Origin of the sequence: Zhongshania marina (assembly GCF_002915595.1) — a bacterium.
Taxonomy (GTDB): Bacteria; Pseudomonadota; Gammaproteobacteria; order Pseudomonadales; family Spongiibacteraceae; genus Spongiibacter; species Spongiibacter marinus_B.
The window spans coordinates 166,309-192,344 of the sequence record NZ_PQGG01000007.1; the positions used below are offsets into that span (position 1 = coordinate 166,309).

Consider the following 26,036-nt stretch of genomic DNA (forward strand, 5'->3'; position numbering starts at 1 on the left):
AACTATCGAGCTACTATGAGCAGCAACACTGCGATCAATATTCTTCTGTTTTGTCTCGCGGATAGTGACGCCGAACAATTGGCGACTCATTGCCGCCGAGGAGGGCGTATAGCCCACACTCTCAATATTGATACCGGCGAAAAATTAACGACCGCAATTACAGACAACGATGATTGGGACGTACTCGTCTTTGACGCAGAGCAATCCCAGCTCGATATAGAGCGCTGCTGTCACATCCTACGTAAATACCAAAAAGAAATCCCCGTTATTTATTTGGGGGAAGGAGACACGCTGCGCCCACCGGATCCCGCTGTTGTAGACGTAATAAATAAATACAATATTGCGCAGCTAGTAAATGCCGCGTTTAAGGCACAGACATCGTCGCAACTCCACCGCCAACTCGCAGCAGCTAAACTTGCCCTAGCCGAAGCTGAGGAGCGAAACCAATTACTGCTGGTTGATCACCAAGACCCCATCGCCTATATCACTGATGGAATGGTAATTTATGCAAACACGCCATTTTGTGAGCACATGGGCTACGACGATCTAGACGGCTTCCCCATTGTCGATTTGATCGCCAACAAAGATAAAGACCGCTTTAAAAACGTCCTTAAAAAACAGCAACAACACAGTGAACACCAGCAATTAGAAATCAGTTTTTTCCTTGCTAACCGCACCGAGCTTAAAACACATATCCATTGTGACAGCGCCCATTACGAAGGCGAAGATTGCATACAGCTCACTATTCACAAAGCCAACGACGACGCGGCACTGAACGGTGTAGATAACACCACGCGAATGAGCAGCAAACATCAATTTCTAAACTTGCTACAGGATTTTATTGAAAACGAGCGCAATAGTAATTCATCGCTCATCCTAATCTCTGTTGATCACTTCAGTAAACTGCGTCACAGCACCAGCCTCCTTGATGTGGAGCAGCTCATAGAAGCCCTCAGCAATCATGTGCGCGCAGGCATGCCAGCCCAGCACTATGGCCGTGTCGCGGACGATATGATTGCCGCTATTGCCCATCATGTCTCCAGTGACACAGCCCTTGAAATGGCGCTTGAATTAACAAGAACCATAGAGACGGAAATATTTGAGGTACGCAAACAATCTCTGCAATGCACGGTGAGTATTGCCATTTTGGCAATCAACCATCTCACTCCACCAAAAGCGTCGCTGTTACTAGATACCGCCTTTGACGGCGTTGAAAACATCTACCACTCCGGTGGTAACAATGCGGAAATATGCAGCCGCAAACGCCAGCAACTCAATCGCAAAGATTCTGCAAACGACACCATTGCGGAAGCATTGGCAGACGCCCGTTTAAGCCTATTATTCCAGCCACTAGTCAATCTTGGCGCCGCCAGCGGTGACCATTACGAGGCGACATTAAGTATTAAAGACTGGGTTGAAGGTGAGCTTACGGCGGGGGAAATGCTGCGGGCAATTGAGCGCGAACCGGAAAACTGCGAGCTTGATCACTGGATAGTCGTCGAGGCAACCAAGCAGCTGGCCAAAGAGCGCTTAGCCGGCCAAGACCTTAAACTTATTATCAATCTCAGCGGCAATGTCTTCCACGACCCTGAGTTTTGCGCGTGGTTAAGCGTTGCATTCAAAGCCGCTGGAATACCGCCATCATCGGTTATTTTACAATTTGGTGAAGAAAGCATCGCCAACGCCTTAAAGCCCGCCCTAAATTTTGCAAATCAATTACAGAAATTAGGCGCCTCCTTGGCGGTACGAAACTTTGGCCGGACCCAGAAAGGCAATAAATTCTTAAACCACATTCGCCCGAGCTTAGTAAAACCGGGCTACCGCGCCACCGATACACCAAGCGACCAAGAAATTCGCGATATAGTGCAACAAGCCCGCTCGCTGAACAGCCAAATCATGATTCCCAATGTTGGCAGCGCCGCAACGCTGGCCATGCTTTGGCAACTAGGCCCAGATTTTATTCAAGGTAGTTATGTCAGCGAACCCATGCCCAATATGAACTATGAATTCGCCGCATTTGGATGACGCGTTAATAGCTGTTTGAGAAAACTACTTTCCCGTTAAACGGTCGCTGATCCCTAGCAAATAAAGGATGCCATCAAGCCCCAAGGTAGAAATTGACTGCTTGGCATTCTCTCGCACTATTGGTTTGGCTCTGAAAGCGATACCCAAACCGGCAATACTCAGCATAGGCAAATCATTTGCACCATCACCCACCGCGATAACCTGCTCCATGTCTAAACCTTCGCGCTCGGCAATTTCGCGCAACAACTCAGCCTTGCGCTTACCGTCTACTACAATGCCCTCAACCTCGCCGGTCACCCGCCCGTCGCGAATAACAAGCTCGTTGGCGTGCACGTAATCAATACCAAGCTTACGTTGTAGATAATGCCCAAAATACGTAAAGCCGCCTGATAAAATAGCGGTTTTATAACCAAGCTGCTTAAGGGTGGAAACTAAATTTTCCGCGCCTTCGGTTATCCGCAAGCTCTCGGCAATACCCTCGAGCACAGACTCATCTAAGCCTTTGAGCAAAGCAACCCGCGCTTTAAAGCTTTCGGTAAAATCGATTTCGCCGCGCATAGCCCGCTCGGTAATTTCAGCAACCTGCTCACCAACACCTGCGGCGATGGCGAGTTCGTCAATTACTTCTGCCTCAATGAGCGTAGAGTCCATATCAAAAGCAACCAAGCGCCGAGTGCGCCGGAACATATTGTCTTCTTGATAGGCGATATCAATATCCATCTCGCTGGCTAAATGCAAAAGCTCACGGCGAAAATCCGTGGCATCCGGCAAATTACCGCGTACCGACAATTCAACTGACGCCTTAGACTGCTGCTCAACACCCTCTAGCGGCACACGCCCAGACAAGCGGTCGATACGATCAATATTTAATGCATAACGGGAAACAATATCTGTGACGCCCGCAATATGCTTTGCGGTAATCTTGCGTGCCAGCAAGGTCACAATATGACGCTGCTTGCCTTGACCAGACACCCACTGGTTATAGCTCTCAGGGCTAACAGGCAAAAAGCGAACCTGCATACCCATTTCATGGGTACGAAATAAAATATCTTTTAAAATACTAGCCGCCTCAGCGCCGGCGGGCACCTCTACCAGCAGCCCCAAGGACAAATTGTCATGTATCACCGCTTGGCCAATATCCAAGATATTCACCTGATGGTCCGACAAAATACTGGTGATTGTACTTGTCACGCCAGGCCGATCATCGCCCGCTATATTGATCAATATAATTTCGTTCACACCACCCCCTACAGCAATCGGCGTATTGTAGCGGTAGACGTAACTCCACCCAAGCACCACAACCTTGATATACTCTCAAAATAATAGAAGCCTCGCCTTCCAGATGGAAAGTACAACATGCTCAAGCAGCTACTTAAATTACCCCTGTCAGCGAAATGCGGCCTGATTACTGCGCTAATTTGCGCTGTAGCAGGAATGACTCTGCTACTCACTAGCATGACAGCCAGCAAACAAATTCTTCTTGAAACCACCCATTTGATTGGCCAGCAATGGACAAATCAATTGGCGTCCCAAAGCCAACAAGCGCTGCTTCGCAATGACAAAGTCAGTCTTCAAGCCATTTTACAGGACTACATCAACAGTCCGCTCATTGTTTATGGCAGCATCGCCAATGCCCGCGACGAAACCGTGGCAGAAACCGGACACTGGCGTGCAGAAAATTTAAATTACGAGGCCCCCGTAGCCGCTGACGGTAGACTCGGTCTAGTAAAGCTATCGTTAAGTCGCGAATTAATTGGCGACGAAATACGCGACCTAGGTAAAACCCTGCTTATTCTGACCGGACTGCTAGCCTGTCTTAGCTACGCCATTATTGCGGTTCCCATGCAGCGCATAGAAGCATTTTTAGAACTTGCTCGCGCCCGCCTCGCCCAGCCTCTGCGCAATGACAAAAGCGACTACCCCGCCTCAGATAGCCTTGGAAAACTATTAGAAGAAATACACGATCCGCAGATTCGCTTGAGTAAACTCGGTAAAAATCGCTTCAAAGATTATTATATTCTTCACTGTCATTGGCAGTCTTATAGCGCCTTACACGCGCAGATGGCACCAGAAAGTTTTCGCGAACATCTGCGCACCAGCTACGCCCGTGGAGAAGCCATCGCCAAACTCTATCACGCCGATATAGTCGTTCATCGCCACAATGCAATCAGTCTGCGCTTCTTTGAGGTTGCCGGCACAGACCACCCTTTATTCCGCGCCCTGTGCTGCGCCGAGCTATTCCAAAGCCTCGATAAAGTACTGCGCAGCCGAGCCGGTATTGCGCACATTCACGGCGAAGGCGATCACTGGGAGTGTGCCGCCAAGGAATGTGCTGCTGTCGACCAATTACACACTGCAACGGCCGAGGGTAAGGGTACCTGGCTTGATGATAGCTGCCGCAGCAATGAGCGAATTGACGCCTGGGTGGATATTAGAGGCAATCACACCAGCCCCATGAAAGCCCCCTATGGGGACCTGCTTGAACGGCAGCAAACGCAATTGAAAAAATTAACGCTAGACTCATTCCGACAAGAATCAAACAAGCCCCAATCTGACAGTAATCCAGTAGCATAAAAATCAAAAAGGCGTGCCATTATGTATGGTCCGCCTTTTTGCTTAGCCGTTCAGGGCAGGTTTGTTGCCAAACGCAACACCGACTAGCCCGCAGTCACGGTTTGCAAAGCATCAACCTTTTGGAAACCCCGTGGCAATTTGTGACCACGACGACCACGCTCACCCAAATAATGTTCCAGCTCAGCAAACTTTAACGACAAATGACGTTTACCTGAAATCACTTTTAAGGTGTCGCGCTCAGAGAATATCGTCACCGCAGTCACATATTCTTCTCTACTTGCCGCCCGCGCAGACGGGATGCCAATCATTTTGTTTCCCTTGCCTCGTGGCATTAAGGGCAAATCACCAACGGGGAATATCAACATGCGCCCCTCGGTGGTTACCGCCACCACATGACTAGATTCCATATCACCAACCGCCACAGGTGGTAATACCAACGCACCTTTTGGCAGTGTTAAGGCGGCTTTACCGGCCTTATTTTTACTCTGCAAATCGGATAGTTTCGCAATAAATCCATAACCTGCGTCAGAGGCCAGCAAATAATGCCCCTCGTCACTTCCCATCATCATACCGGTGAAATTCACCCCTGATGGTGGATTGATACGCCCGGTCAGCGGCTCGCCCTGACCGCGGGCAGACGGCAGACCATGGGCGGCTACCGTATAGGTCCTACCGGTACTATCAAGAATAACAACGGGCTGATTACTCTTACCCTTGGCCGATAATTTAAAGCGATCACCGGATTTATAACTCAAACTTAGCGGGTCAATATCGTGACCTTTGCCCGAGCGAATCCAGCCCATCTCCGACAAAATAACGGTTACCGGCTCGGCGGAAACAATTTCTTCCTCCGAAAACGCCCGCGCTTCAGCACGAGCGACCAAAGGTGAGCGACGCTCGTCGCCAAACTCCTCAGCCGCAGCCAACAATTCTTTGCGAACGAGACTCTTCATTCTACGCGCCGAACCTAAAGTCAGCTCTAAGCTATCGCGCTCCTGGGCAAGCTCATCCTGCTCGCCGCGAATTTTCATTTCTTCAAGCTTGGCTAAATGACGTAACTTTAATTCCAACACCGCTTCTGCTTGCGTATCGGTAAGCCCAAACCGAGCCATTAATACCGGCTTAGGCTGATCTTCTTCGCGGATAATGGCAATGACTTCGTCAATATTTAAAAATGCGATGAGCAAGGCATCTAAAATATGCAAACGCTTGAGCACTTTATCCAAGCGGTACTCTAAGCGGCGCCGGGTTGTCGCGGTGCGAATCTCTAACCACTCACCCAGTATTTTATCTAGGCCTTTTACCTGAGGGCGGCCGTCCAAGCCGATCACATTCATATTGACGCGGTAACTGCGCTCTAAATCAGTAGTCGCAAACAAGTGATTCATCACCGCCTGCTTATCAACGCGATTCGAGCGGGGAATCACCACCAAGCGAGTAGGGTTTTCGTGATCAGACTCGTCGCGCAAATCCACAATCATCGGCAGCTTTTTAGCCTGCATTTGCTGCGCAATCTGCTCTAAGACTTTTGAACCAGAGGTTTGATGCGGCAAGGCGGTAATAACGATATCCTCGCCCTCGTCCTGCCAGAGTGCACGCATACGCAATGAACCACGCCCGCTTTCATACATTTTCCGCAGATCTTCTGGCGAGGTAATAATCTCCGCATCGGTGGGAAAATCTGGGCCCTTTACGTGCTCACACAACTCCGCAACACTGGCATTGGGGGCGTCGAGCAAATGAATACAGGCGCTGACAACTTCACGTAAATTATGTGGTGGAATATCGGTCGCCATACCTACCGCAATACCGGTGGTGCCATTCAATAAAATATTCGGCACCCGCGCCGGCAACGTCGCTGGCTCCTCCATTTGACCGTCAAAATTAGGCACCCAATCGACCGTGCCTTGCCCCAATTCGCTTAACAAGACCTCAGCATATTTGGTTAATTTAGACTCGGTGTAACGCATGGCCGCAAAGGACTTTGGATCGTCGGGCGACCCCCAGTTCCCCTGCCCGTCAATCAGTGGGTAGCGGTAGGAGAAGTTCTGCGACATTAACACCATTGCTTCGTAAACTGCGCTGTCGCCGTGGGGATGGAATTTACCAATAACATCCCCCACTGTGCGCGCAGACTTCTTATGCTTGGCGTTTGATTTAAGCCCCAGCTCGCTCATGGCGTAAACAATACGGCGCTGCACCGGCTTTAAGCCGTCTGCGATATTCGGCAGCGCACGATCGAGAATAACGTACATGGAATAGTCCAAATACGCCTTTTCGGTGTAATTCTTGAGTGGCATTTGCTCGACGCCGTCGGCGCCAATCACAATAGATTCTGACATATTCTGTTATTCAATCCTTATTCAATGATCTCTCACCTGCACTGCTACGTAGAAGCCACTACGGAACACTTAGCTCTCTACGGGTAATTACGAAGATTCACACGCCTCGCGCCGACCTATACTGGCTCCACGTTGATCAAAGGAGATCCGACATGACTGCGCAAAAAGTAGTAAGCCTATCAGAATATCGCCAAGATACGCAGCAAATGCATATTGATGACGTTAGCGCACAGGCCTTCTTGTTTCTACAAGAACAAGCCCAAGAACTCGATCTTCCAATGCGAAAACTGCTAAAAGAACATTTATTGGGTATCGCCTGTGTCGTCAAAGCTGTTGAGGGCCTAGACGAGGCGCAAAACTGGCTCGCGCTTATCAGTGACGAAATCAACACTGGCGAACACCACTAAATGTCTAATGCGCGGTGATTTTCTTATCACCGCAACGCTCACACACGTAGACCGTAATTAATTTCCCCAGCTTCACATCAAACTTTTTTGCCTTGTCGACACGCCACTTGTGAAAGCCTTCACGACACAAAGTACTTGCAGTTTTACCCTGTGGCGGTTTTCGCTTAAAGGGCAATACATCGCCCATAGCAACTCTCCTGTCAGATTTACTACAACGCCCTACCACTGCGTGGAATTCGCGATTACTATACGCGCCTTGAGATAGCTGCGCGATATCAGAACGCAACGAGGGAGCATCATGGAAATCAGCCGCAATAAAGTCGTGTCATTCCACTACCAACTCAGTAATAGTGACGGCGCCGTGCTAGAAGACAATTTTAACGATACGCCAAGCCTCTATATGCATGGCGCCGAAAATATTATCAGCGGCTTAGAAAAAGCGATGGCCGGCCACACCGTTGGCGACGAGTTTGAAGTAACTCTGCCCCCTCAAGACGCTTACGGCCACATTGAACCAAATAAAACCGAGCGCATCCCCGCCAAATACTTAAAACACGAAGGTAAAATGAAAGTCGGTCAAGCCGTGCGCTTTAATACCGACAAGGGCATGCGCAATGCAACCGTCATAAAAGTCGGCAAGTTTTCAGTCGATGTAGACCTAAACCACCCACTTGCTGGACAAACCCTCAGCTTTAAAATTCTTATCAAAGATATTCGCGACGCCACCGACGAAGAAATTCGCCACCGTCACGCTCATGGCGAAGGCGGACATCAGCACTAAGCACCTTAGAGCTGCTCTACATTCGCGATGCGCGCCATGCCTCACTCGCATCGCGAATAAACGCCAACACCACTTTACGATTTTCGGCCATTGCAAAGGTATCAATATGCCCACCGTCGTAACTGACTAAACGTTTGGGCTCCCTTGCTGCGGCCAGCAACCGTCCTGCATGCGCATAGGGAACAATCGCATCCCGTTCGCCATGTATTAGCAACAGCGGTAAAGGTGCAAGGTTAGCAATCTCATCCACCAAATCGTCGCCATCAGGCATCGCCCAATACGCCGGGTATTGAAATAACCATGTCAGCCAACTCTCTGCAGCGACTTTTTTGGCAATATCAGCGTAGCCTGTAAACCCAGCATCAAGCACTACCCCAGCCAAACAGCTAAACTCACTCTTTACCCTCGCAACCGCAACACCCGCAAGACTAGCCCCAATACTTTGCCCGAGCACAATGACCGGCGCCTCGCCTTCTAGAGGCTTAAGTTCGCTTAACCAACGCAAGCCTGCAACAATATCATCTTGAGCCCCAGCAATACTGGGTACGCCACTAGACTGACCGTAGCCACGGTAATCAATTAGCAATACATTCACATTTTGTGCGGGTAACCAATATACGCTCGCCAAATGGGTACTAATATTTTCCGCATTACCGTGTGCAAACAACACCGTCGCCTCTGCCTTACCGATCGCGGGGAGCCACCAAGCATGTATCTGTGCACCATCGCTGCTAGGAATAACAACATCTTGGTATCGCAATCCCACATCTGCTGGCGTGCGAAGCATCTGCTGCTGCGGAAAAAATAGCAGACCTTCACAGCCGCTCAGTGTCAGTAGCGGCAATAGCAATAACAGTCTTAATATCAACAATCGATGGATCTTCCTAGATTTTAAAAATAGTGACGCCATGCCAATTCCGCAGCCGTCGATTCCAAACCAAATTCCTTGCGATACTCCAAGCTTAAACGCATAGCTTGATTAGCGGAAAGGACCCGATTAATACCTAAATAGGCACTTTGCCGCACGCCTCGACCAATATCATCACCGCCACCAAAATCGATATAACTAGCTCGCAATTCTGTCGCCCACACATTGCCTTGCCATAGCTGACCAACATTAATCTGCGCCGCAATTCGCCACGGGTCCTCAGCATCGTCATTGTGTTCCAAGCGCAAACCGGGAAGCCCATAAGCAACTCCCTTTAAGAAATTAACGCTAGCGCCAGCACCACCGCTCACCCGTGCGACCATGCTTTCCTCAATATTCTCTAAGCGCTCTAAACCCGCGTTAACCTGCCAACTAATGGGTTTAAAAAATGCATCTCTAGGTGCCAAGGATCGAATCGCTATTGGATCAAAGCCTTGCAATTGCAAAGTGTCCCCATCTCGCCAACGCAGCTTAAGCCGGCCCATCATCAAGGTCGCGCCCTCGGGATAACCTGCGACAGAATCCAGCGCATCGTGGTAGCTAATGCGCCATTCCATATCCGCATATTGTCGATCTTCGCTGCTACCTCCGCTTAGACTCAGCATTGAGGTTGGGTGACCTTGATCTGGCCGCCCCGGCATTTCAATCTGGCGAACAGCTCTGGGACCATAGGACTGCATCTCTCGCAATAAGGCCAGACTCCTATTTGCCTGCGCGGGACTACGTTCTTCACGATTGCTGATATACCGTAAATAGCGGTATGCCGCCGTTGCTAACAACTGGCGCTGATCAGCACTATATGCCAGATAATCGGGATGTTTTAGCTGGCTTTCAGCCGTCGCCAAACGAATTACCATCGCCTTTTGAGCGGCGTCTAATTCTGCCAATACCGCTTCGAGCTCTATACGTTTTGACGCACGATACCTTGGTTGCTCAGCTATTCCACTTTCTACTACTTCACGTACCGTATCCACTGGCATTGCCGCATGAGCAAATGGTGAGGTTAAATCTAAATCTGGAAATGCAACTTCCAATAATTCTAATAAACGGAACGAGCAGTTTTCATCAAAGAAATAATAATCAAAATTAATATCCCGCAACTCCCAAGTATGAGCTAACAGCATGTCGATTTGTGCTGCATTCATACTCAAAGGGTATTCCCATATATCGCGATTCTCTAAACGACTGTATTCCTGAATTTTTTCATAGTAAGGCTGCATACTAAACAGGCCGGGATAACCCCCAAGAATCCCACGGTATGCATATAGCATCCCATTTTCACCTGGCGGAATACTGGCTGCAAAATTTAAAGCGTAGGACAAGAACGCGCTTTCGCCCCTTTCTCCTGCGGGGTCTAAGCGCAAAAAAGTATGACCATACATTGATGATGGGCTATTCAAGTAGCTAGCAGCCAGAACCAAGACCACCCGCTCAACGTCAATTTTTTCACGCCACTCCATATACTCCGCGCACTCAGATAGTAATCCCGCTGGCAGAATATTTTGCGATTGCAACCAAAGATAACGTGCAGGAAAGCGACAAGCAGTACTTATGGGATTTAACTGGAAAGCTTCCAGCGTGGCACTTAACTCGCCCTCGCGACTGAATATTTCATTTCTGTCGATAAAGAAGCGCGGATCATCGACATAGCTGGCTGGCTCATTAATTGAAAAGGAAGTGCTTCTAGGAATATGTAACAGTGCTCGCCACATCGGTGTGGCAGCTAATTGCCCTATATCAACAGAGTTTTGTGCATAGCTTGGCAACGATGCGCTTAACAACAGAGTTAGCACAGTCATACGTAGTACAAACATTTTTTATCTCTGCAACAAAACGGCCCCGAAGGGCCGTTAAGAACGCTAGTAAATCAACAGCAATTTACGAAACGTATTTAGCTAGGCGCTGGTCTTGCTTCATAATGGCCACGATAGACGCCATAACTGAGTCAGCCTGTACATCTGCCGAAGGGAATAATAAATCGAAATTGTTGTGAAGGCTTTCTTTAAATGCTGGACGATCTTCTGCGCTAACACCTAAAGACACCGCTACAGCAGTAAGCGCTTCGCCATCACCACGAGCCACATCTTCAGAAAACTCATCCATGATAGCGCCAACGTTTACCATTTTCTTGCCGCCGTAGGTCAATGTGCCATCAGCAGAACAGCCATTAGTGCCAGACGTCATACCAAATGTATTGTTACCAGATGTGCCATTGGTAATCGACGCGACAAGATGCGAAGGTAGGCCTGATTGACCTGCAAATAACATATTACCCCAGCCACAGTTTGGTCCACCCGGCGCAACTGCAAAAGATGCACTTGAACAAGCCAGGACAGCAGACGCAATAAACAGTTTTTTCATTGTCATTCCCTCGTAAATTTATAATATTAAACAGCATCCAAAGATTAGCACAGTTCAATATGCTGTCTACGACATATTTCAAATCAGATCGTATTTAGTTGCCTATTCCGTGCAAAAAAAACCCCGCACTAGGCGGGGTTCATTAGATCTACGCTCAAAACACCTTATTCGGCATCTTGCTCGCTTGGCGCTTCTACAACTTCAGCGTTATCAGCTATCGCTTCTTTAATAGACAGCTTGATACGGCCACGAGCGTCAACATCCAGTACTTTAACCTGAACATCTTGGCCTTCAGTCAGGTAGTCGCTAACGTTCTCTACACGCTCATCAGAAATCTGAGAGATGTGAACAAGGCCGTCTTTACCTGGCAGGATTGTGACGAAGGCGCCGAAATCTACGATACGAGCAACCTTACCGGTATACACCGCGCCCACTTCCGCTTCGGCGGTGATCGCCAAAATGCGATTTACCGCATCGTCGCGAGAGGCTGCATCAGAGCCGTAAACGCGAACTGTACCGTCGTCTTCGATATCGATTTGCGCACCAGTTTCTTCGCACATGCTGCGAATAGTAGCGCCGCCTTTACCGATGATGTCGCGGATTTTATCGGAATCAACTTTCATCACATGCATGCTTGGCGCGTTATCAGAAACACCGCTACGCGAGGTAGCGAGAACCTGATTCATTTGGCCAAGGATATGCAGACGAGCTTGCTGTGCCTGCTCAAGTGCGACTTCCATGATCTTCTGGGTGATACCCTCGATCTTGATATCCATCTGCAGCGCGGTAACACCATCAGCAGTACCAGCAACTTTAAAGTCCATATCACCCAAGTGATCTTCATCACCAAGGATGTCGGTTAAAACAGCAAAACGCTCGCCTTCTTTAACCAGACCCATTGCAATACCAGCAACCGGCGCCTTTAGTGGAACACCCGCATCCATCAGCGACAAGCTGCCAACACATACCGATGCCATTGAGCTTGAACCGTTTGATTCAGTAATTTCTGATACTACACGGATGGTATACGGAAATTCTTCAGCGCTTGGCAACACTGCCTCTAAACTGCGACGCGCCAAACGGCCATGACCGATTTCGCGACGACCAGTACTGCCCATACGACCACACTCACCTACTGAGTAGGGAGGGAAGTTATAGTGCAGCATGAAGTTATCTTTAAACTCACCCGCCAAAGCATCAATAAATTGCGCATCGCGAGTTGTACCTAAAGTAGCAACACCAATCGCCTGAGTTTCACCACGGGTAAATAGCGCTGAACCATGAGCCTTACCCAATACGCCAACTTCAACATTAATAGGACGTACAGTGCGACCATCGCGGCCATCGATACGCGGTTCGCCGTTCAAAATACGCTGACGAACAATTTGCTTTTCTAACTTAGCGAATACACCGCGAACATCGTCAGCGCTGTATTGAGCGTCTTCGCCCGTTGCCAATTCTTCGATAGCTTGGTTACGCAATTCACCAACTTTGGCATAGCGCTCCATTTTATCAGTAACGCGGTAAGCATCACCCAAACCGGCTTTGTAACCAGCTGCAACTGCACCAAGCAATGCGGTATTTTCTTCCTGTGGCTGCCAATCCCATGTTGGCTTGCCCACTTCGCTTGCTAGCTCTTTGATTGCCTGTACAGCAGCTTGCATTTCTTGATGGGCGTACAATACCGCGCCCAACATTTGATCTTCTGTTAACTGCTGAGCTTCAGACTCAACCATCAATACCGCGTCCTGCGTGCCAGCAACAACCATATCTAAAAGGCTGCTTTCTAGCTGTGCAAAACTTGGGTTAAGGATATAGCCGTCTTCAGCAGTAAAGCCAACGCGAGCAGCGCCGACTGGACCAGCAAAAGGTACACCTGAAATAGCCAATGCCGCCGACGTACCAATTAACGCTGCAATATCTGGATCGTTTTCTTTGTCTGCAGACATAACAGTACAGATAACCTGTACTTCGTTCTGGAAGCCATTAGGAAACAATGGACGAATCGGGCGATCGATCAAGCGCGAGGTTAAGGTCTCTTTCTCTGAAGGGCGGGCTTCGCGCTTAAAGAATCCACCTGGGATTTTACCAACAGCGTATGTACGCTCTTGGTAGTGCACCGACAGTGGGAAAAAGTCTTGACCAGGCTTAGCTGCTTTTGCCGCAACTACAGTACACAGCACTTGCGTATTATCGATAGTAACCAATACTGCACCAGTCGCCTGACGCGCGATACGGCCAGTCTCCAAGGTGACAGTCTGACTGCCCCACTGGAATGTTTTAGTAACGGGATTCACGGAGTAATTCCTCCCAAATAAGGGTTATATAAAGTAATAAGGGGGCCACTAAGGCCCCCTCACTTATTCTTGTTTTAGCGACGCAGACCTAGACGTTTGATCAATTTGCTGTAACGCTCTTGGTCTTTGCGTTTCAAGTAATCCAACAGTTTACGACGTTGGTTTACCATCCGAATCAAACCACGACGTGAGTGGTGATCCTTTTTGTGGCCTTCAAAGTGGCCTTGTAGTTTATTGATGTTAACAGTTAACAATGCAACCTGTACTTCTGGAGAACCAGTGTCACCTTCAGCAGTCTGGTAGTCCTTAACAACATCAGCTTTCTCAATAGCAGATAATGCCATCTTCTTTCTTCCTCATTACGAATATGCGTTTATAAATCGAGCCTGACCGTGCATATTTACAGTCGGGTTCGGAAGGAATGGCACTTTGCCACGACCTTCTTTTTCCTTTTACCGAGATACCGGCACAAATTCAGCCGCGCATTATCCCACAGTTGAGAGCAAACGACGAGGTGTAACACGCCCATCGTCTAAAATTTCACCAATTCCGAGGAATTTTCTATCCTCGGCAAGCAAAACCACCGTGCCAGAGGTCGGCGCACCGGATACCTGCACCGCCTGCCCCTGCAATAAGTAGTAAGCGGCGGTCTCACCCAAGCTAAGCTGGGGGATATGAGCAAGCGCGTCGGTTATTGGTAACAATAAGCTATCTAATGCTTCGAAATCTTCTGCATCACGAAGGGCCTGTAACGTCTCGGTCGATACCGACTGTGCTTCCACAAAAGGTCCCGCCTGCAAGCGTCGCAGACTAGCAACATGCGCACCACAGCCTATTGCTGCCCCTAAATCCTCTGCAAGAGAACGGATATAAGTTCCCTTACTGCAGCGCACCCGCACCACAGCAACCGCTAAAGCACCCGGCGTAAATGACTCTAATTCAAACTCGTGAATGCTCACCGGCCGCGCCGCGCGCTCAACCGTTATGCCTTTGCGGGCCAATTCATATAAAGGTTTGCCGTCGCGCTTAAGTGCCGAATACATGGGCGGCACCTGCAATATGTCACCGCGCAGTTTTGAAATATGGGACTCAAGCTCAGCGGATGTGAGGCTAGACGCATCAAGCTCTGCCAACACCGAACCTTCAGCATCACCCGTATCGGTTTGCTGGCCAAAAACAAAGTGGCTGCGATATTCTTTATCAGCATCCAACAAAAACTGAGAGAATTTGGTCGCCTCGCCAAAGCAAATTGGTAGCACACCGGTGGCCAACGGATCTAGGGCGCCGGTATGCCCAGCTTTACTGGCATTAAAAATTGCCCGAGTGGTGACCATCGCACCATTAGAGGAGCGGCCTTGAGGCTTATCCAAGACCAAAATGCCGTCAACTGACCGGCCTTTACGACGTCTTGCCAAAACAATTATTCCCCGTCGTCATCCGCGTGACGGCTGCGATCAGCTTCAACCGCATCTTGAATAAGTTTACTGATATGTTGACCGCGATTAACACTGGTATCGTAATAAAAACGAAGCTGCGGAGTAGTACGAGCATTGTTAATTTTAGCGACTTGGCTGCGCAAAAAACCCGAAGCCTTATTTAACACAGCTAACGATTCTTTGGCCTCTTCCGCCGTATTTTTACCCATAACCGTGACGTAAATCTTGGCATGGCTTAAGTCACGACTGACCTGCGCATCGATAACACTGACCATGCCAAGACGCGGATCCCGCAGCTCCTTCTGGATAAAACTACCCAGCTCTCGCTTTAAAAAATCCGCTATCCGCGCTGTACGGCTAAACTCTTTCAATTGACTCGCTACTCCGCAACGTCAGCCCTTACAGGCTGCGTGCAATTTCCTTCACTTCGTACACTTCGATCTTGTCACCGGGGCGTACATCTTTGTAGTTCTTAACGCCGATACCGCACTCAAGGCCATTCTTAACCTCATTAGCATCATCTTTAAAGCGGCGCAGAGATTCCAGCTCGCCTTCATAGATCACGACATCTTGGCGCAGAACACGGATTCGCTTGCTACGATAAACCGTACCCTCAATAACCATACAACCGGCAATGTCACCAAACTTAGGCGAACGGAATACGTCACGCACTTCGGCAACACCCACAATGTCTTCGCGCATTTCAGGACTTAACATACCCGTTAGTGCCGCAGTGACATCGTCGATAACATCGTAAATAACGCTGTAGTAACGAAGATCAACACCTTCGTTTTCAGCCAATCTGCGCGAACTTGCGTCCGCCCGCACATTAAAACCAAACATTACCGCACCAGAGGTCAATGCTAGGTTTACATCGGTTTCTGTAATACCACCAACACCGGCAGATACGATATTAACGCTAACTTCGTCGTTACCAATATCCATCAACGACGCTTGCAGAGCTTCTAAAGAACCGCGCACATCCGTCTTAAGTACCACGTTCAAAATACGGCGCTCAGCAGATTCCATGCTTTCAAACATGCGATCCAACTTGGCCGCTTGCTGACGCTTGATACGCTGTTCACGGTCACGCACTTGGCGGAAATCGGCAACTTCACGAGCGCGCTTGTCGTTTTCAACCACAACAAAGCTATCACCGGCATCTGGCGTACCATCAAGACCCAATATTTCAACAGGAATTGAGGGACCAGCCTCTTTAACTGGCTTGCCATTTTCGTCAAGCATGGCACGTACACGACCAGAACACTGGCCCGCCAATACAATATCGCCCTGACGTAAAGTACCGCTTTGGATCAGTAGCGAAGCGACAGCACCGCGGCCCTTGTCTAGGCGAGATTCAATAACCAAACCTTGCGCTGGCAAATCTGCCGCAGCTTTCAATTCGAGCAATTCCGCTTGTAGCAGAACTGCGTCTAGCAACTTATCGATGCCTTCGCCAGTGTGCGCAGATACATGCACAAACTGAGTATCACCGCCCCACTCTTCAGAAATAACGTCTTTCGCAGACAGCTCATTCTTAACGCGATCAGGATCAGCGCCTTCTTTATCCATCTTGTTTACCGCAACAACCAGAGGCACACCCGCCGCTTTCGCGTGAGCTACTGCCTCTTCGGTTTGCGGCATCACGCCATCATCTGCCGCGACAACCAAAATAACGATGTCGGTACTTTTGGCACCGCGCGCACGCATGGCAGTAAATGCAGCGTGACCTGGGGTATCCAAGAAGGTGATCATGCCGTGACCGGTTTCAACGTGGTAAGCACCAATATGCTGGGTAATACCACCCGCCTCACCGCTGGCAACCTTAGTCTTACGAATATAATCAAGCAACGATGTTTTACCGTGGTCTACATGACCCATAACGGTAACAACTGGAGCGCGAGTCATCATGGTACCTTCGCCACGCGCACCCAAGGTTTCCTCAAGCGCCTCTTCAACTGCGTCTTCAGAAACCAACTTAACTGTGTGGCCCATTTCTTCAACGACTAACTGCGCTGTTTCTTGGTCTATAGGCTGATTAATGGTAACCATCATGCCCATCTTGATCATTTCTTTTATAACTTCCGCCGCCTTAACTTTCATCTGCTGCGCAAGCTCTGCCGCGGTGGTGGTTTCACCAATATTAACGGCATAAACAATCTTATCTGTCGGCGCTTGGAATGCATGACGCTGCGCATCATCAGGCAGCTTCAGGGTCTTCTTCTTGCGGCGACCACCAAATGAACCTGAACCATCCATATCGTCGCGCTTATTGCCGCGAGACTTTCCACCTTTACGACGTGGACGGTCATCATCTGCTCCAGCATCACTTGGCGCTGCGCGACGGTGATGACGAGGGGCAGGCTTTTCTGCACCATCATTGCCAGAATCTTTCGCGGCAGGTGCTGCTGCGGCCGGTGCTTTCACCTTCGCCTTAGCATTACGGCGCTCTTCATCACGCTTCTTGTCGGCTAGCGCTTCAGCGCGGCGCTCTTGAACGCGCTTCTCTTCTTCCTTGCGGCGCAGAATAGCGCGCTGACGAAGCACTTCAGGGTCGACGTCTAAAACGTCCTCAACAATTTCTTTGTACTCATCTGTTTTATTCGCTGGCGCGGCGGTAGGCACCTCAACAACAGGCTCTTTTTCAGCCAACTCTGGCGCTTTTTCTTCAACGACTGGCGCAGGTTCAGGCTCGGGCTCAGGTTCTTTCTCAAGCTTAGGCTCTGGCGCTTTTTCTTCAACAACCACCTCGGCCGGCTCTTCTTTTGCAACTTCAGCAACAGGCTCGGGAGCAGCTTCTACGGCAGCATCAAGCTTGACCTCAGCGGCGCTAACCGCTTCTTCGCTTTGCTCTACATCAGCGCGAGCACGCTCTTCCGCCGCAGCTTCTGCGGCCATTTCCGCTGGATCACGTTTGATATAGGTTCGCTTTTTACGAACCTCAATATTAACTGTCTTCTTCCCCGCACCAGACCCTGTTTTCAGTGTGCTTAGCGTCTTGCGCTTAAGGGTAATTCTCTGCGGGGCCTCGGCTGATTCTCCGTGGCTCCGCTTTAGGAAAGTCAGCAAAGTTTGCTTGTCTTCATCAGACACAACTTGCCCAGCAGCACTGTGAGACAGCCCCGCTTCTTTCATTTGTCGCAATAATCGTTCTACAGGCGCGCCAACGACTTCGGCAAGCTGGCTCACGGTAACTTCAGCCATTCATCATTCTCCCTAAACGGTACGACTCGCTTATTTTGCAGATTCGTCTTCGTCTGCAAACCACGGAGCACGGGCAGTCATAATTAACTCACCAGCCCGTTCTTCAGTCATGTCTTCAATGTCGAGAAGATCTTCAACAGCCTGCTCGGCCAGATCCTCCATCGTTACAACGCCACGGCTAGCAAGGATAAAAGCAAGATGCCTCTCCATACCTTCCATTGTTAACAGGTCTTCAGCCGGTTCGGCGCTATCTAATTTTTCTTCACTGGCTATCGCTTGAGTCAATAAAGCATCTTTAGCGCGAGCGCGCAGTTCTTGCGCGAGCTCTTCGTCAAAGCCTTCGATAGACATCATTTCTTCAAGCGGTACGTAGGCAACCTCTTCCAAGGTTGTGAAGCCTTCTTCCACCAACACTTCAGCTATGTCTTCACCAACATCTAGGGCATCAACAAAATAGCTAATAACTTGTCCAGATTCCTGCTCGTGCTTGGCGCCCATTTCTTCAATGCTCATCACATTGATAGTCCAGCCAGTTAACTGACCGGCAAGACGAACGTTTTGACCTGCGCGACCAATTGCTTGGGCAAGATTGTCATCCGCCACACCAACATCCATCGTGTGGGTGTCTTCATCGACAACAATAGACTCAACTTCAGCGGGCGCCATTGCATTAATAACTAGCTGGGCTGGATTGTCGTCCCACAAAATAATATCAACACGCTCATTACCCAGCTCGCCCGACACCGCCTGCACACGCGAACCACGCATACCAACACAAGCGCCAACAGGATCAATACGGCCGTCATTGGTTTTTACAGCAATTTTTGCCCGTGAACCTGGATCGCGGGCAGCGGCACGAATTTCAATAACGTCTTCAGAAACTTCGGGCACTTCAATTTTAAACAGCTCTATGAGCATTTCTGGACAAGCGCGACTCAAAAACAATTGTGGGCCGCGAGCCTCCGGGCGAACGTCTGCCAAAATGGCGCGAACCCGATCATTGATCCGAAACACTTCGCGACCAACCAATTCTTCGCGCGGCAATAGCGCTTCTGCGTTATTACCTAAATCGACGATAATACTGTCACGCGTCACTTTCTTAACGGTGCCATTAATCAGCTCACCGACACGCTCGCGATATTCATCAACAATTTGTGCGCGCTCTGCTTCACGTACTTTTTGCACGATAACTTGCTTAGCGGTTTGCGCTGCAATACGACCAAAACCAACGTTTTCAACGATCTCTTCGTAGGTGTCGCCCGCTTTTAAATCAGCGCTGTATTCATGCGCCTCTTCAATGGTGAGCTGAGTACCTAGCAGCGCCATCTCGTCATCAGGCATAACTAACCAACTGCGAAAGGTCTGATAATCTCCAGTATGGCGATCAATCACCACACGAATCTCAGAGTCTTCGTCATAACGCTTTTTGGCGGCTGTTGCCAATGCCTGTTCAATCGCTTCGAAAATAATGCTTTTAGAAACACCTTTTTCGTTCGATACGGCCTCAACTACCAGCAATATTTCTTTACTCATTATCCGCCTCTTTCCGCAGCCGGCTATTTGAAATCATTAACCCCGATTAAAACCGAGGCACGACATTCGCTTTATCAATCTGATCGAAGGGAAGCAAATATTCATGCTCCTCAACCATCACCACTACATCACCATCCTCAATCCCCATCAGGCGACCAAGAAATTTACGCCGTCCGTCAAACGAGGTGCGTAAACGAACACTTACATCACTACCTATATACTTCTCAAACTGCGCCAGAGTAAACAACGGTCTGTCCATTCCTGGCGACGACACCTCAAGGTTGTACTCGCCCGCAATAGGGTCTTCAACATCCATGACACCACTAATCTGATGACTTGCCTTTGCACAGTCATCAACACCAATGCCATTTTCGCTATCAATATACACACGCAGCATGGTGTGACGGCCATGAGACTGGTAATCCAAGCCCCATAGCTCATAGCCGAGAGCTTCCACCCCCGGCCGCAATAATTCTTCTAACTTGACGGTCTTGTTGGACAAGTTCACTACCCACCAATAAAAAATGGGCCCAAGGCCCACCATCGAAATTCTTTGACGCACGCCCTTTAGCGATACGAAAAAGCCCCTATGGAAGGGGCTTCTAAAAACTTCTGATCAATATAAAGCGAAGTCACCCTACGCTCAGAGGAAGCCCTTAAAACCGTTGCTGCCACCCCATATCAGGAGGCGCATTATATTCGCCAAGCGCGCGCAGGTCAAGGTAAGTCCTCGCCCTCGAGCGCCGCCCGCCTATATATTTAGAACAACACCTAAGCGCTCCGCGATAATCTCAAAGTCAAAAGCCAGCTGATCCTCCCACAAGCTCACCAACCTTGGCAGCTGAGCCAAACCATCCTGCCCTGCGGGCAGCGCATACCTGCGCTGCGCCTCATCGGCCACCACCAGCTCCTCCAACTCCAAATATACCGTTAGCTCCGGATAGCGCTTACATATGCGAATCAAACCAACTAAACACTGCTTCTTTTGCAGAGCCAGATCACGCTCCAAGCGCTCAAGTGCGAGACCGCGCTTTTCCGCTCGGTTAAACGTATTCTCCAATAAGCGCCCCAGCCCACCAGAAGGCGCCAACAGCTCCTCCTGTATTTGCTGCCGTTTTTGCACGAGCTGACGAGCCTTCGGCACAAATGCTTTCACCAAGGCCCTAAACTCTTGCAATGGCAATTTAGCATCATCTAATGCCGACGGGTCTTCTCGCAAACCAAGGGAGAAAACCTTATCTCGCCGCTTTTCTAGCAAACGCAGATAACTCAGTATACGTAACTCCAACTCCTCTACTGAATCACTCAATAGCAAGGAGGATCGACTACTAAAATCGCGAATGTCCGCCGCCAGCTGGAGAAAATAGCTGCGCAAATTAAAAAACAAATAGTCGTGGTCGTCGTTTGTTCTCGCAAAAACACGCAGGGCCTGTGGCAATTTGACCAAGACATTATTGACCAGCAGCTCCTCAAACACCTTTAGCTTACCAGCAACCGCCATACCATAGCCGGCGCCGTCAGCAGCGATATCTTCCGCCAGCAAGGGAAGCAACAGCTCAGCGCGCATCTTGTGCGCCGCATCCATAATCGCCATAACTCCAGCACTTACCTGACGCTCCACCGTAACAACGCGACTGAGAGACCACGACAAGTGCTTTAAAATTTCGGGCTTATCCAGGGAGACAAACGGAATCGCCATGCCGTTAAAAAAAACAGCAGTACCATTCAACAACACATCCTCATGCAAAAATCGGCGCGCTGAATAAGGGTTAAGGGAAAAACTTTTTACCGGCCCAATTAAAAACAGATATCGCTCGCAGGACACAAACTCACACTGCCGAACACAGGCCTCACCTGCAATTTCATTCCGAATAAATGCATTCGCGTGAAGTTTCAACTCTTCCGCCGGCCGCACCCGAAAGCGATAGCCCAACATTTGCTGCTTAAGGTAGACCTCAATCACGAAATCGCGCACCGCACCAGAACTAAGCCCTCTATGCGTCGTAGGCACAAGCATCGGCGCAGACCGCGTCAAGATCACTAGCTCATCCAAAAAGGCCTGCCGCAAGGCACGTTTTAGGCGAATCTGCTGCAGATCCTCTTCGGGATGGAAATCATTAACCAGGGAGAGGCTCGCCTCAAGTAAATCGACATAGGGAATCGCATCACGCAAATCACTTAAAGTCGTCAACACTCCCTCTAACTTATTCGCGATGGCGATCAGCTTTGAAGAACCCAACTTCCCTTTAATTTCTGTCAGACTCGGCCGGCCTGCAAAGGTAAGGCGCTTATTTTCGGTATCAATCCTTATCCCTTTTGGTGCCAGATAACGATAGTAGGCGTATTTGCGCTCCTCACCGCTCAGCTTTTTAAACGCCGCGCTGACAGTAAACTGCCACTTCGCATTCAACAGAGGATCTAAATCCAAAAGCTCCGCTGAAATATCTGGAGAAATTCTAGGACGAAACTCCCGATTAGCCTGCCCACCGCGTAAAGCTCCCTGCGCACTCCCAGTGCTCATATCTCACATCCCTTTCAATCGTCATGTCCAACATCCTTTTGAATATACTTATCGATCTAAAACAGAAAGACAATAAAAAAGGGGATCTGCAAAGCAGATCCCCTTTTCATTTTTTGGTGCCGAAGGCGGGACTTGAACCCGCACGAGCTATGCTCACCACCCCCTCAAGATGGCGTGTCTACCAATTCCACCACTTCGGCAAATTTTTACTCGGCTGCTGCCGGCATATCACTTGGCGCCGGCATATCTGACTCAACACCACCCGCTTGCGAAGGCATGCTGTCGTCACCTACTGGCGCAACATCGCGACTTTCCTGCAACACCGGCACATCGATAATATCTTCGTCAATGCCGCTGCGCTGCTTAGCAACATAGGCAAGAGACAAACTAGTAATAAAAAACAAGGTAGCCAAAACTGCCGTGGCCCGCGTTAATGCATTACCGCTACCGCTACTACCAAATAAAGTTTGTGACGCACCAGAGCCAAACGAAGCCCCCATATCTGCGCCTTTACCTTGCTGAACTAAAATCAAGCCAATTATGGCAAGACCAGCCAACACGTGTACGATTAAAATAATCTGTTCCATTACTCCGCCGCCCGACATATTGCGGAAAATTCCTGTGCATCAAGTGACGCACCACCAACTAAACCGCCATCAATATCCGCCTGAGCGAACAATTCACCTGCATTAGCAGCCTTAACACTGCCGCCGTACAGAATTCGCAACCCCTTCGCCAATTGCTCACTTTGCTTTGCAAACAGCGCACGTATAAACGCGTGCACTTCTTGAGCTTGGGCAGGACTTGCCGTCTTACCTGTACCAATCGCCCAAACTGGTTCGTATGCAACCACGGTTGACTGCAGCTGCTCTACACTTAAAGCCGAAAAAATCGGCTTAAGTTGGGCTGAAATTACTTCTAGGGTTGCACCTTCATCACGCTGCATTTCGGTTTCACCGACACACACCAGAGGTATCAACCCACGCAACAATGCCTGCTTGGCTTTTTGCGCAACCTGCTCGCTGGTTTCGCCGTATAAGGCACGGCGTTCAGAGTGACCAACAATGACATAACGGCAACCGACATCTGCCAACATAGAGGCAGACACCTCACCCGTAAATGCACCGTCATCCGCTTGATCACACACATTCTGATTACCAACAGCAACCGGCGAACCGCTCAAACCTGTTAGCACCTGCGCTAAATACACCGAGGGAGGAAAAACAGCGATATCAACTCCCGGCTCCGCAGGTAGTGACGTTCTTAATTCCGCCACCAACTTTTCAATGCTGGCGCTATCGCCACACATTTTCCAGTTTCCTGCTACGAGATTACTCCGCATGCCATTTCCCTTAGCGCAAAATGGGCGCCAATCTTACATAAACTTATAAATACATACAAGAACAGCCACCACTTATGATGAAAGCTTTTGCACCTTGTCTGTCAGGCGCTGGCACAAGTCAGCGACCTGGGCACTATTCTCACCCTCAACCATAACGCGCACCAAGGGCTCGGTGCCTGAGGCGCGCAATAATACCCTGCCTCGACCCGCTAATTCCAGCTCAACTTGCCCTACCGCTGCGCGCAATTCCGAATCATTGAGGTCCATCGGTTTTTGTATACGAATATTCTGCATAATTTGCGGGAATTTTTTTACCGGCTTACGCAATTCAAACAAACTCTTGCCACTTGCCTTCACCGCCTGAACCACTTTTAACGCAGCCACAATACCGTCGCCCGTGGTACTCACATCACCGCATATAATATGCCCGGAGTTTTCCCCTCCAAGCTGCCAACCCAGAGCATTCATTCGCTCTTTTACATAGCGGTCGCCAACTTGAGCGCGCTCAAAGGAAATACCAAGAGCCTTTATAGCAAGCTCAAAACCAAGATTTGACATCAAGGTACCGACAACACCGTCACAGCGCTCGCCGCGACGAAGCTGTTCCGCCGCAATGATATACAGCAACTCATCGCCATCCACCAATTCACCGGAGGCGTCCGCGAATACAACACGATCGCCATCACCGTCAAAGGCTATACCAAAATCCGCGCACTCTTGAACCACCCGCTCCTGCATATCAGCAGGGTGGGTAGAGCCAACCTTAGCATTAATATTAAGGCCATCGGGCGATGCGCCCATGACCACAACCTCCGCCCCCAGCTCCGCAAAAACCGCAGGAGCAACGTGATAGGTCGCACCGTTAGCGCAGTCCAAAACAATTTTTAATCCCGCCAGCGACAAGCCAGTCTGAGCAGTAGACTTACAGTATTCAATGTAGCGCCCTGCAGCGTCATCAATACGACGCACCTTACCCAGTTTTGCAGACTCGACCGTCGTCATACTGACATCAATAGCTTCTTCAATCGCGATCTCTAGCTCGTCGGGTAATTTTGTGCCGTCAGCGGAAAAAAACTTAATCCCATTATCGTAATAAGGATTGTGGCTCGCGCTGATCACGATCCCCGCGCGCGCCTGAAATGTTCTTGTTAAATAGGCAATTGCCGGCGTTGGCATCGGCCCCAATAACAAAACATCAACGCCAGCCGCAACCAGCCCCGCCTCCAATGCAGACTCAAACATATAGCCTGAAATGCGGGTATCTTTGCCGATTAACACCTTGCTTCGGCCTTCGCGGGCAAACACCTGCCCCACAGCCCAACCCAATTTCAAGACAAACTCTGGGGTGATTGCACCTTCGCCAACGCGACCGCGCACACCATCGGTGCCGAAATATTTTCTAGTCATTATTACTATTCTCAGACTTCACTGCGCTTGCAAGTTTTACCGCATCGACGGTTTCTTTAACATCATGGACTCGAAGAATATGCGCCCCGCGCTCTACCGCCATCGCCGCCATCGCAACACTCGCCGCTAGCCGCTCATCCACCGCTCGGCCGGTAAGCGCACCCAACATTGATTTTCTTGAAACCCCAACCAATACCGGAAATCCCATTTCCATAAAACTCGGTAAGCGACGAAATAATTCCAGATTATGCGCCACGGTTTTACCAAAACCAAAACCAGGATCGAGCAATACCTGCTCCTGCGGGATACCGACAGCAACACACGCAGCTACGCGGCTTTCTAAAAACGCCGCAACCTCATCATAAATATTTTGGTAGCTTGGGCTTTCCTGCATTGAACTAGGCTCGCCCTGCATATGCATTAAACACACTGGCAATCCTGTTTCTGCAGCGGCATCCAGCGCACCATGCCGCGATAATGCACGCACATCATTAATCAATCCCGCACCCAATTGGGCCGCGCCGCGCATTACCTGCGGTGTGCTAGTATCGACGGAAATAATAGTGTCAAAACGCTGGGCGATGGCCTCAACCACCGCCAGCACCCGCTCGCACTCCTCCTCAGGAGTAACTGGCTTAGAACCCGGCCTTGTTGATTCGCCACCTATATCGACCAGCGCAGCCCCCTGCTGGCACACCTCATCGACTCGGCGCAGTACTTTTTCCAGCAGGACGCAGCCGGCGTGAAATACACCGCCGTCGGAAAATGAATCAGGGGTAACATTAATAATCGCCATCACCTTTGGCTCACTTAAATCCAACAAGCGAGCACCGCAGCGAAGCTGCGGTGGCGATTTGCTTACAAAGGGGTTCATTGCA

22 protein-coding genes and 1 tRNA gene are annotated in these 26,036 nt (G+C 49.7%); 4 read left to right on the plus strand and 19 right to left on the minus strand.

The window, feature by feature from the left end; translation table 11 throughout:
• The first annotated feature begins 15 nt into the window (after positions 1-15).
• On the plus strand, positions 16-2,025 hold the full coding sequence (locus tag C0068_RS02790) for a sensor domain-containing phosphodiesterase (RefSeq protein WP_103682973.1): 2,010 nt from the start codon (positions 16-18) through the stop codon (positions 2,023-2,025).
• A gap of 24 nt (positions 2,026-2,049) precedes the next feature.
• Here C0068_RS02790 and serB read toward each other — a convergent pair whose 3' ends face one another.
• Positions 2,050-3,264, minus strand: coding sequence for a phosphoserine phosphatase SerB (gene serB / locus C0068_RS02795; protein WP_103683137.1), 1,215 nt, complete (start codon positions 3,262-3,264; stop codon positions 2,050-2,052).
• A gap of 117 nt (positions 3,265-3,381) precedes the next feature.
• On the opposite strand from serB, the gene C0068_RS02800 reads away from it, so the two are divergent.
• Complete coding sequence (locus tag C0068_RS02800) at positions 3,382-4,599, plus strand: hypothetical protein (protein WP_103682974.1); 1,218 nt, start codon at positions 3,382-3,384, stop codon at positions 4,597-4,599.
• An 83-nt stretch (positions 4,600-4,682) separates the two neighbouring features.
• Here the strand turns inward: C0068_RS02800 and parC are convergent, their stop codons facing one another.
• Positions 4,683-6,941, minus strand: a complete 2,259-nt coding sequence (gene parC, locus C0068_RS02805; RefSeq protein WP_103682975.1) for a DNA topoisomerase IV subunit A — start codon at positions 6,939-6,941, stop codon at positions 4,683-4,685.
• Positions 6,942-7,093: 152 nt separating this feature from the next.
• Between parC and C0068_RS02810 the strand changes: the two genes are divergently transcribed.
• On the plus strand, positions 7,094-7,348 hold the full coding sequence (locus C0068_RS02810; protein WP_103682976.1) for a hypothetical protein: 255 nt from the start codon (positions 7,094-7,096) through the stop codon (positions 7,346-7,348).
• A 4-nt stretch (positions 7,349-7,352) separates the two neighbouring features.
• On the opposite strand, the gene C0068_RS02815 is transcribed toward C0068_RS02810, so the two are convergent.
• Positions 7,353-7,535 carry a hypothetical protein gene (locus C0068_RS02815; protein WP_103682977.1) on the minus strand — a complete coding sequence of 61 codons (183 nt, stop codon included), beginning with the start codon at positions 7,533-7,535 and terminating at the stop codon, positions 7,353-7,355.
• A gap of 111 nt (positions 7,536-7,646) precedes the next feature.
• On the opposite strand from C0068_RS02815, the gene C0068_RS02820 reads away from it, so the two are divergent.
• A complete protein-coding gene (locus tag C0068_RS02820) occupies positions 7,647-8,129 on the plus strand; it encodes an FKBP-type peptidyl-prolyl cis-trans isomerase (protein ID WP_103682978.1) in 483 nt (160 codons plus the stop codon).
• Between the two features lie 16 nt (positions 8,130-8,145).
• Here C0068_RS02820 and C0068_RS02825 read toward each other — a convergent pair whose 3' ends face one another.
• The 16 genes from C0068_RS02825 to folP all read right to left on the minus strand — a co-directional run bounded on the left by C0068_RS02825 (position 8,146) and on the right by folP (position 26,032).
• Entirely contained in the window at positions 8,146-9,000 is an 855-nt protein-coding gene (locus C0068_RS02825) for an alpha/beta hydrolase (RefSeq protein WP_233208714.1), read from the minus strand.
• 20 nt (positions 9,001-9,020) lie between these two features.
• Complete coding sequence (locus C0068_RS02830) at positions 9,021-10,871, minus strand: Lnb N-terminal periplasmic domain-containing protein (RefSeq protein WP_103682980.1); 1,851 nt, start codon at positions 10,869-10,871, stop codon at positions 9,021-9,023.
• A 64-nt stretch (positions 10,872-10,935) separates the two neighbouring features.
• Positions 10,936-11,418, minus strand: coding sequence for a DUF3015 domain-containing protein (locus tag C0068_RS02835; protein ID WP_103682981.1), 483 nt, complete (start codon positions 11,416-11,418; stop codon positions 10,936-10,938).
• Positions 11,419-11,582: 164 nt separating this feature from the next.
• Positions 11,583-13,715 (minus strand): polyribonucleotide nucleotidyltransferase, encoded by a 2,133-nt coding sequence (pnp, locus tag C0068_RS02840; protein WP_103682982.1) that lies wholly within the window; start codon positions 13,713-13,715, stop codon positions 11,583-11,585.
• A 74-nt stretch (positions 13,716-13,789) separates the two neighbouring features.
• On the minus strand, positions 13,790-14,059 hold the full coding sequence (gene rpsO / locus C0068_RS02845; RefSeq protein ID WP_103682983.1) for a 30S ribosomal protein S15: 270 nt from the start codon (positions 14,057-14,059) through the stop codon (positions 13,790-13,792).
• A gap of 141 nt (positions 14,060-14,200) precedes the next feature.
• Positions 14,201-15,130 carry a tRNA pseudouridine(55) synthase TruB gene (truB, locus tag C0068_RS02850; protein ID WP_103682984.1) on the minus strand — a complete coding sequence of 310 codons (930 nt, stop codon included), beginning with the start codon at positions 15,128-15,130 and terminating at the stop codon, positions 14,201-14,203.
• A 5-nt stretch (positions 15,131-15,135) separates the two neighbouring features.
• Complete coding sequence (gene rbfA, locus C0068_RS02855; protein WP_103682985.1) at positions 15,136-15,522, minus strand: 30S ribosome-binding factor RbfA; 387 nt, start codon at positions 15,520-15,522, stop codon at positions 15,136-15,138.
• A gap of 28 nt (positions 15,523-15,550) precedes the next feature.
• On the minus strand, positions 15,551-18,355 hold the full coding sequence (gene infB, locus C0068_RS02860; RefSeq protein WP_103682986.1) for a translation initiation factor IF-2: 2,805 nt from the start codon (positions 18,353-18,355) through the stop codon (positions 15,551-15,553).
• Positions 18,356-18,385: 30 nt separating this feature from the next.
• The gene (nusA, locus tag C0068_RS02865) at positions 18,386-19,888 is read right to left on the minus strand and encodes a transcription termination factor NusA (protein ID WP_103682987.1); all 1,503 of its coding nucleotides are present in this window, start codon (positions 19,886-19,888) and stop codon (positions 18,386-18,388) included.
• Between the two features lie 46 nt (positions 19,889-19,934).
• The gene (gene rimP, locus C0068_RS02870) at positions 19,935-20,390 is read right to left on the minus strand and encodes a ribosome maturation factor RimP (protein ID WP_103683138.1); all 456 of its coding nucleotides are present in this window, start codon (positions 20,388-20,390) and stop codon (positions 19,935-19,937) included.
• Positions 20,391-20,639: 249 nt separating this feature from the next.
• A complete protein-coding gene (locus tag C0068_RS02875) occupies positions 20,640-22,409 on the minus strand; it encodes a hypothetical protein (RefSeq protein WP_103682988.1) in 1,770 nt (589 codons plus the stop codon).
• 114 nt (positions 22,410-22,523) lie between these two features.
• Positions 22,524-22,609, minus strand: a tRNA-Leu gene (locus tag C0068_RS02880).
• A gap of 6 nt (positions 22,610-22,615) precedes the next feature.
• Positions 22,616-22,996, minus strand: coding sequence for a preprotein translocase subunit SecG (secG, locus tag C0068_RS02885; protein WP_103682989.1), 381 nt, complete (start codon positions 22,994-22,996; stop codon positions 22,616-22,618).
• Complete coding sequence (gene tpiA, locus C0068_RS02890) at positions 22,996-23,751, minus strand: triose-phosphate isomerase (protein WP_103682990.1); 756 nt, start codon at positions 23,749-23,751, stop codon at positions 22,996-22,998. The genes secG and tpiA overlap by 1 nt, the downstream gene beginning before the upstream one ends.
• 72 nt (positions 23,752-23,823) lie before the next feature.
• Positions 23,824-25,158, minus strand: a complete 1,335-nt coding sequence (gene glmM / locus C0068_RS02895; RefSeq protein ID WP_103682991.1) for a phosphoglucosamine mutase — start codon at positions 25,156-25,158, stop codon at positions 23,824-23,826.
• The gene (gene folP / locus C0068_RS02900) at positions 25,151-26,032 is read right to left on the minus strand and encodes a dihydropteroate synthase (protein ID WP_103683139.1); all 882 of its coding nucleotides are present in this window, start codon (positions 26,030-26,032) and stop codon (positions 25,151-25,153) included. Before folP ends, glmM begins: the two co-directional genes overlap by 8 nt.
• Positions 26,033-26,036: the final 4 nt, after the last annotated feature.

What these genes read in the sequence shown, in the direction of transcription:
- C0068_RS02815 (WP_103682977.1), bottom strand. Translation starts at nt 7,535, where the DNA reads ATGGGCGATGTATTGCCCTTTAAGCGAAAACCGCCACAGGGTAAAACT.
- C0068_RS02790 (WP_103682973.1), top strand. Translation starts at nt 16, where the DNA reads ATGAGCAGCAACACTGCGATCAATATTCTTCTGTTTTGTCTCGCGGAT.
- secG (WP_103682989.1), bottom strand. Translation starts at nt 22,996, where the DNA reads ATGGAACAGATTATTTTAATCGTACACGTGTTGGCTGGTCTTGCCATA.
- parC (WP_103682975.1), bottom strand. Translation starts at nt 6,941, where the DNA reads ATGTCAGAATCTATTGTGATTGGCGCCGACGGCGTCGAGCAAATGCCA.
- nusA (WP_103682987.1), bottom strand. Translation starts at nt 19,888, where the DNA reads ATGAGTAAAGAAATATTGCTGGTAGTTGAGGCCGTATCGAACGAAAAA.
- C0068_RS02875 (WP_103682988.1), bottom strand. Translation starts at nt 22,409, where the DNA reads ATGAGCACTGGGAGTGCGCAGGGAGCTTTACGCGGTGGGCAGGCTAAT.
- infB (WP_103682986.1), bottom strand. Translation starts at nt 18,355, where the DNA reads ATGGCTGAAGTTACCGTGAGCCAGCTTGCCGAAGTCGTTGGCGCGCCT.
- C0068_RS02835 (WP_103682981.1), bottom strand. Translation starts at nt 11,418, where the DNA reads ATGAAAAAACTGTTTATTGCGTCTGCTGTCCTGGCTTGTTCAAGTGCA.
- glmM (WP_103682991.1), bottom strand. Translation starts at nt 25,158, where the DNA reads ATGACTAGAAAATATTTCGGCACCGATGGTGTGCGCGGTCGCGTTGGC.
- rpsO (WP_103682983.1), bottom strand. Translation starts at nt 14,059, where the DNA reads ATGGCATTATCTGCTATTGAGAAAGCTGATGTTGTTAAGGACTACCAG.
- C0068_RS02830 (WP_103682980.1), bottom strand. Translation starts at nt 10,871, where the DNA reads ATGTTTGTACTACGTATGACTGTGCTAACTCTGTTGTTAAGCGCATCG.
- tpiA (WP_103682990.1), bottom strand. Translation starts at nt 23,751, where the DNA reads ATGCGGAGTAATCTCGTAGCAGGAAACTGGAAAATGTGTGGCGATAGC.
- C0068_RS02810 (WP_103682976.1), top strand. Translation starts at nt 7,094, where the DNA reads ATGACTGCGCAAAAAGTAGTAAGCCTATCAGAATATCGCCAAGATACG.
- folP (WP_103683139.1), bottom strand. Translation starts at nt 26,032, where the DNA reads ATGAACCCCTTTGTAAGCAAATCGCCACCGCAGCTTCGCTGCGGTGCT.
- C0068_RS02820 (WP_103682978.1), top strand. Translation starts at nt 7,647, where the DNA reads ATGGAAATCAGCCGCAATAAAGTCGTGTCATTCCACTACCAACTCAGT.
- C0068_RS02800 (WP_103682974.1), top strand. Translation starts at nt 3,382, where the DNA reads ATGCTCAAGCAGCTACTTAAATTACCCCTGTCAGCGAAATGCGGCCTG.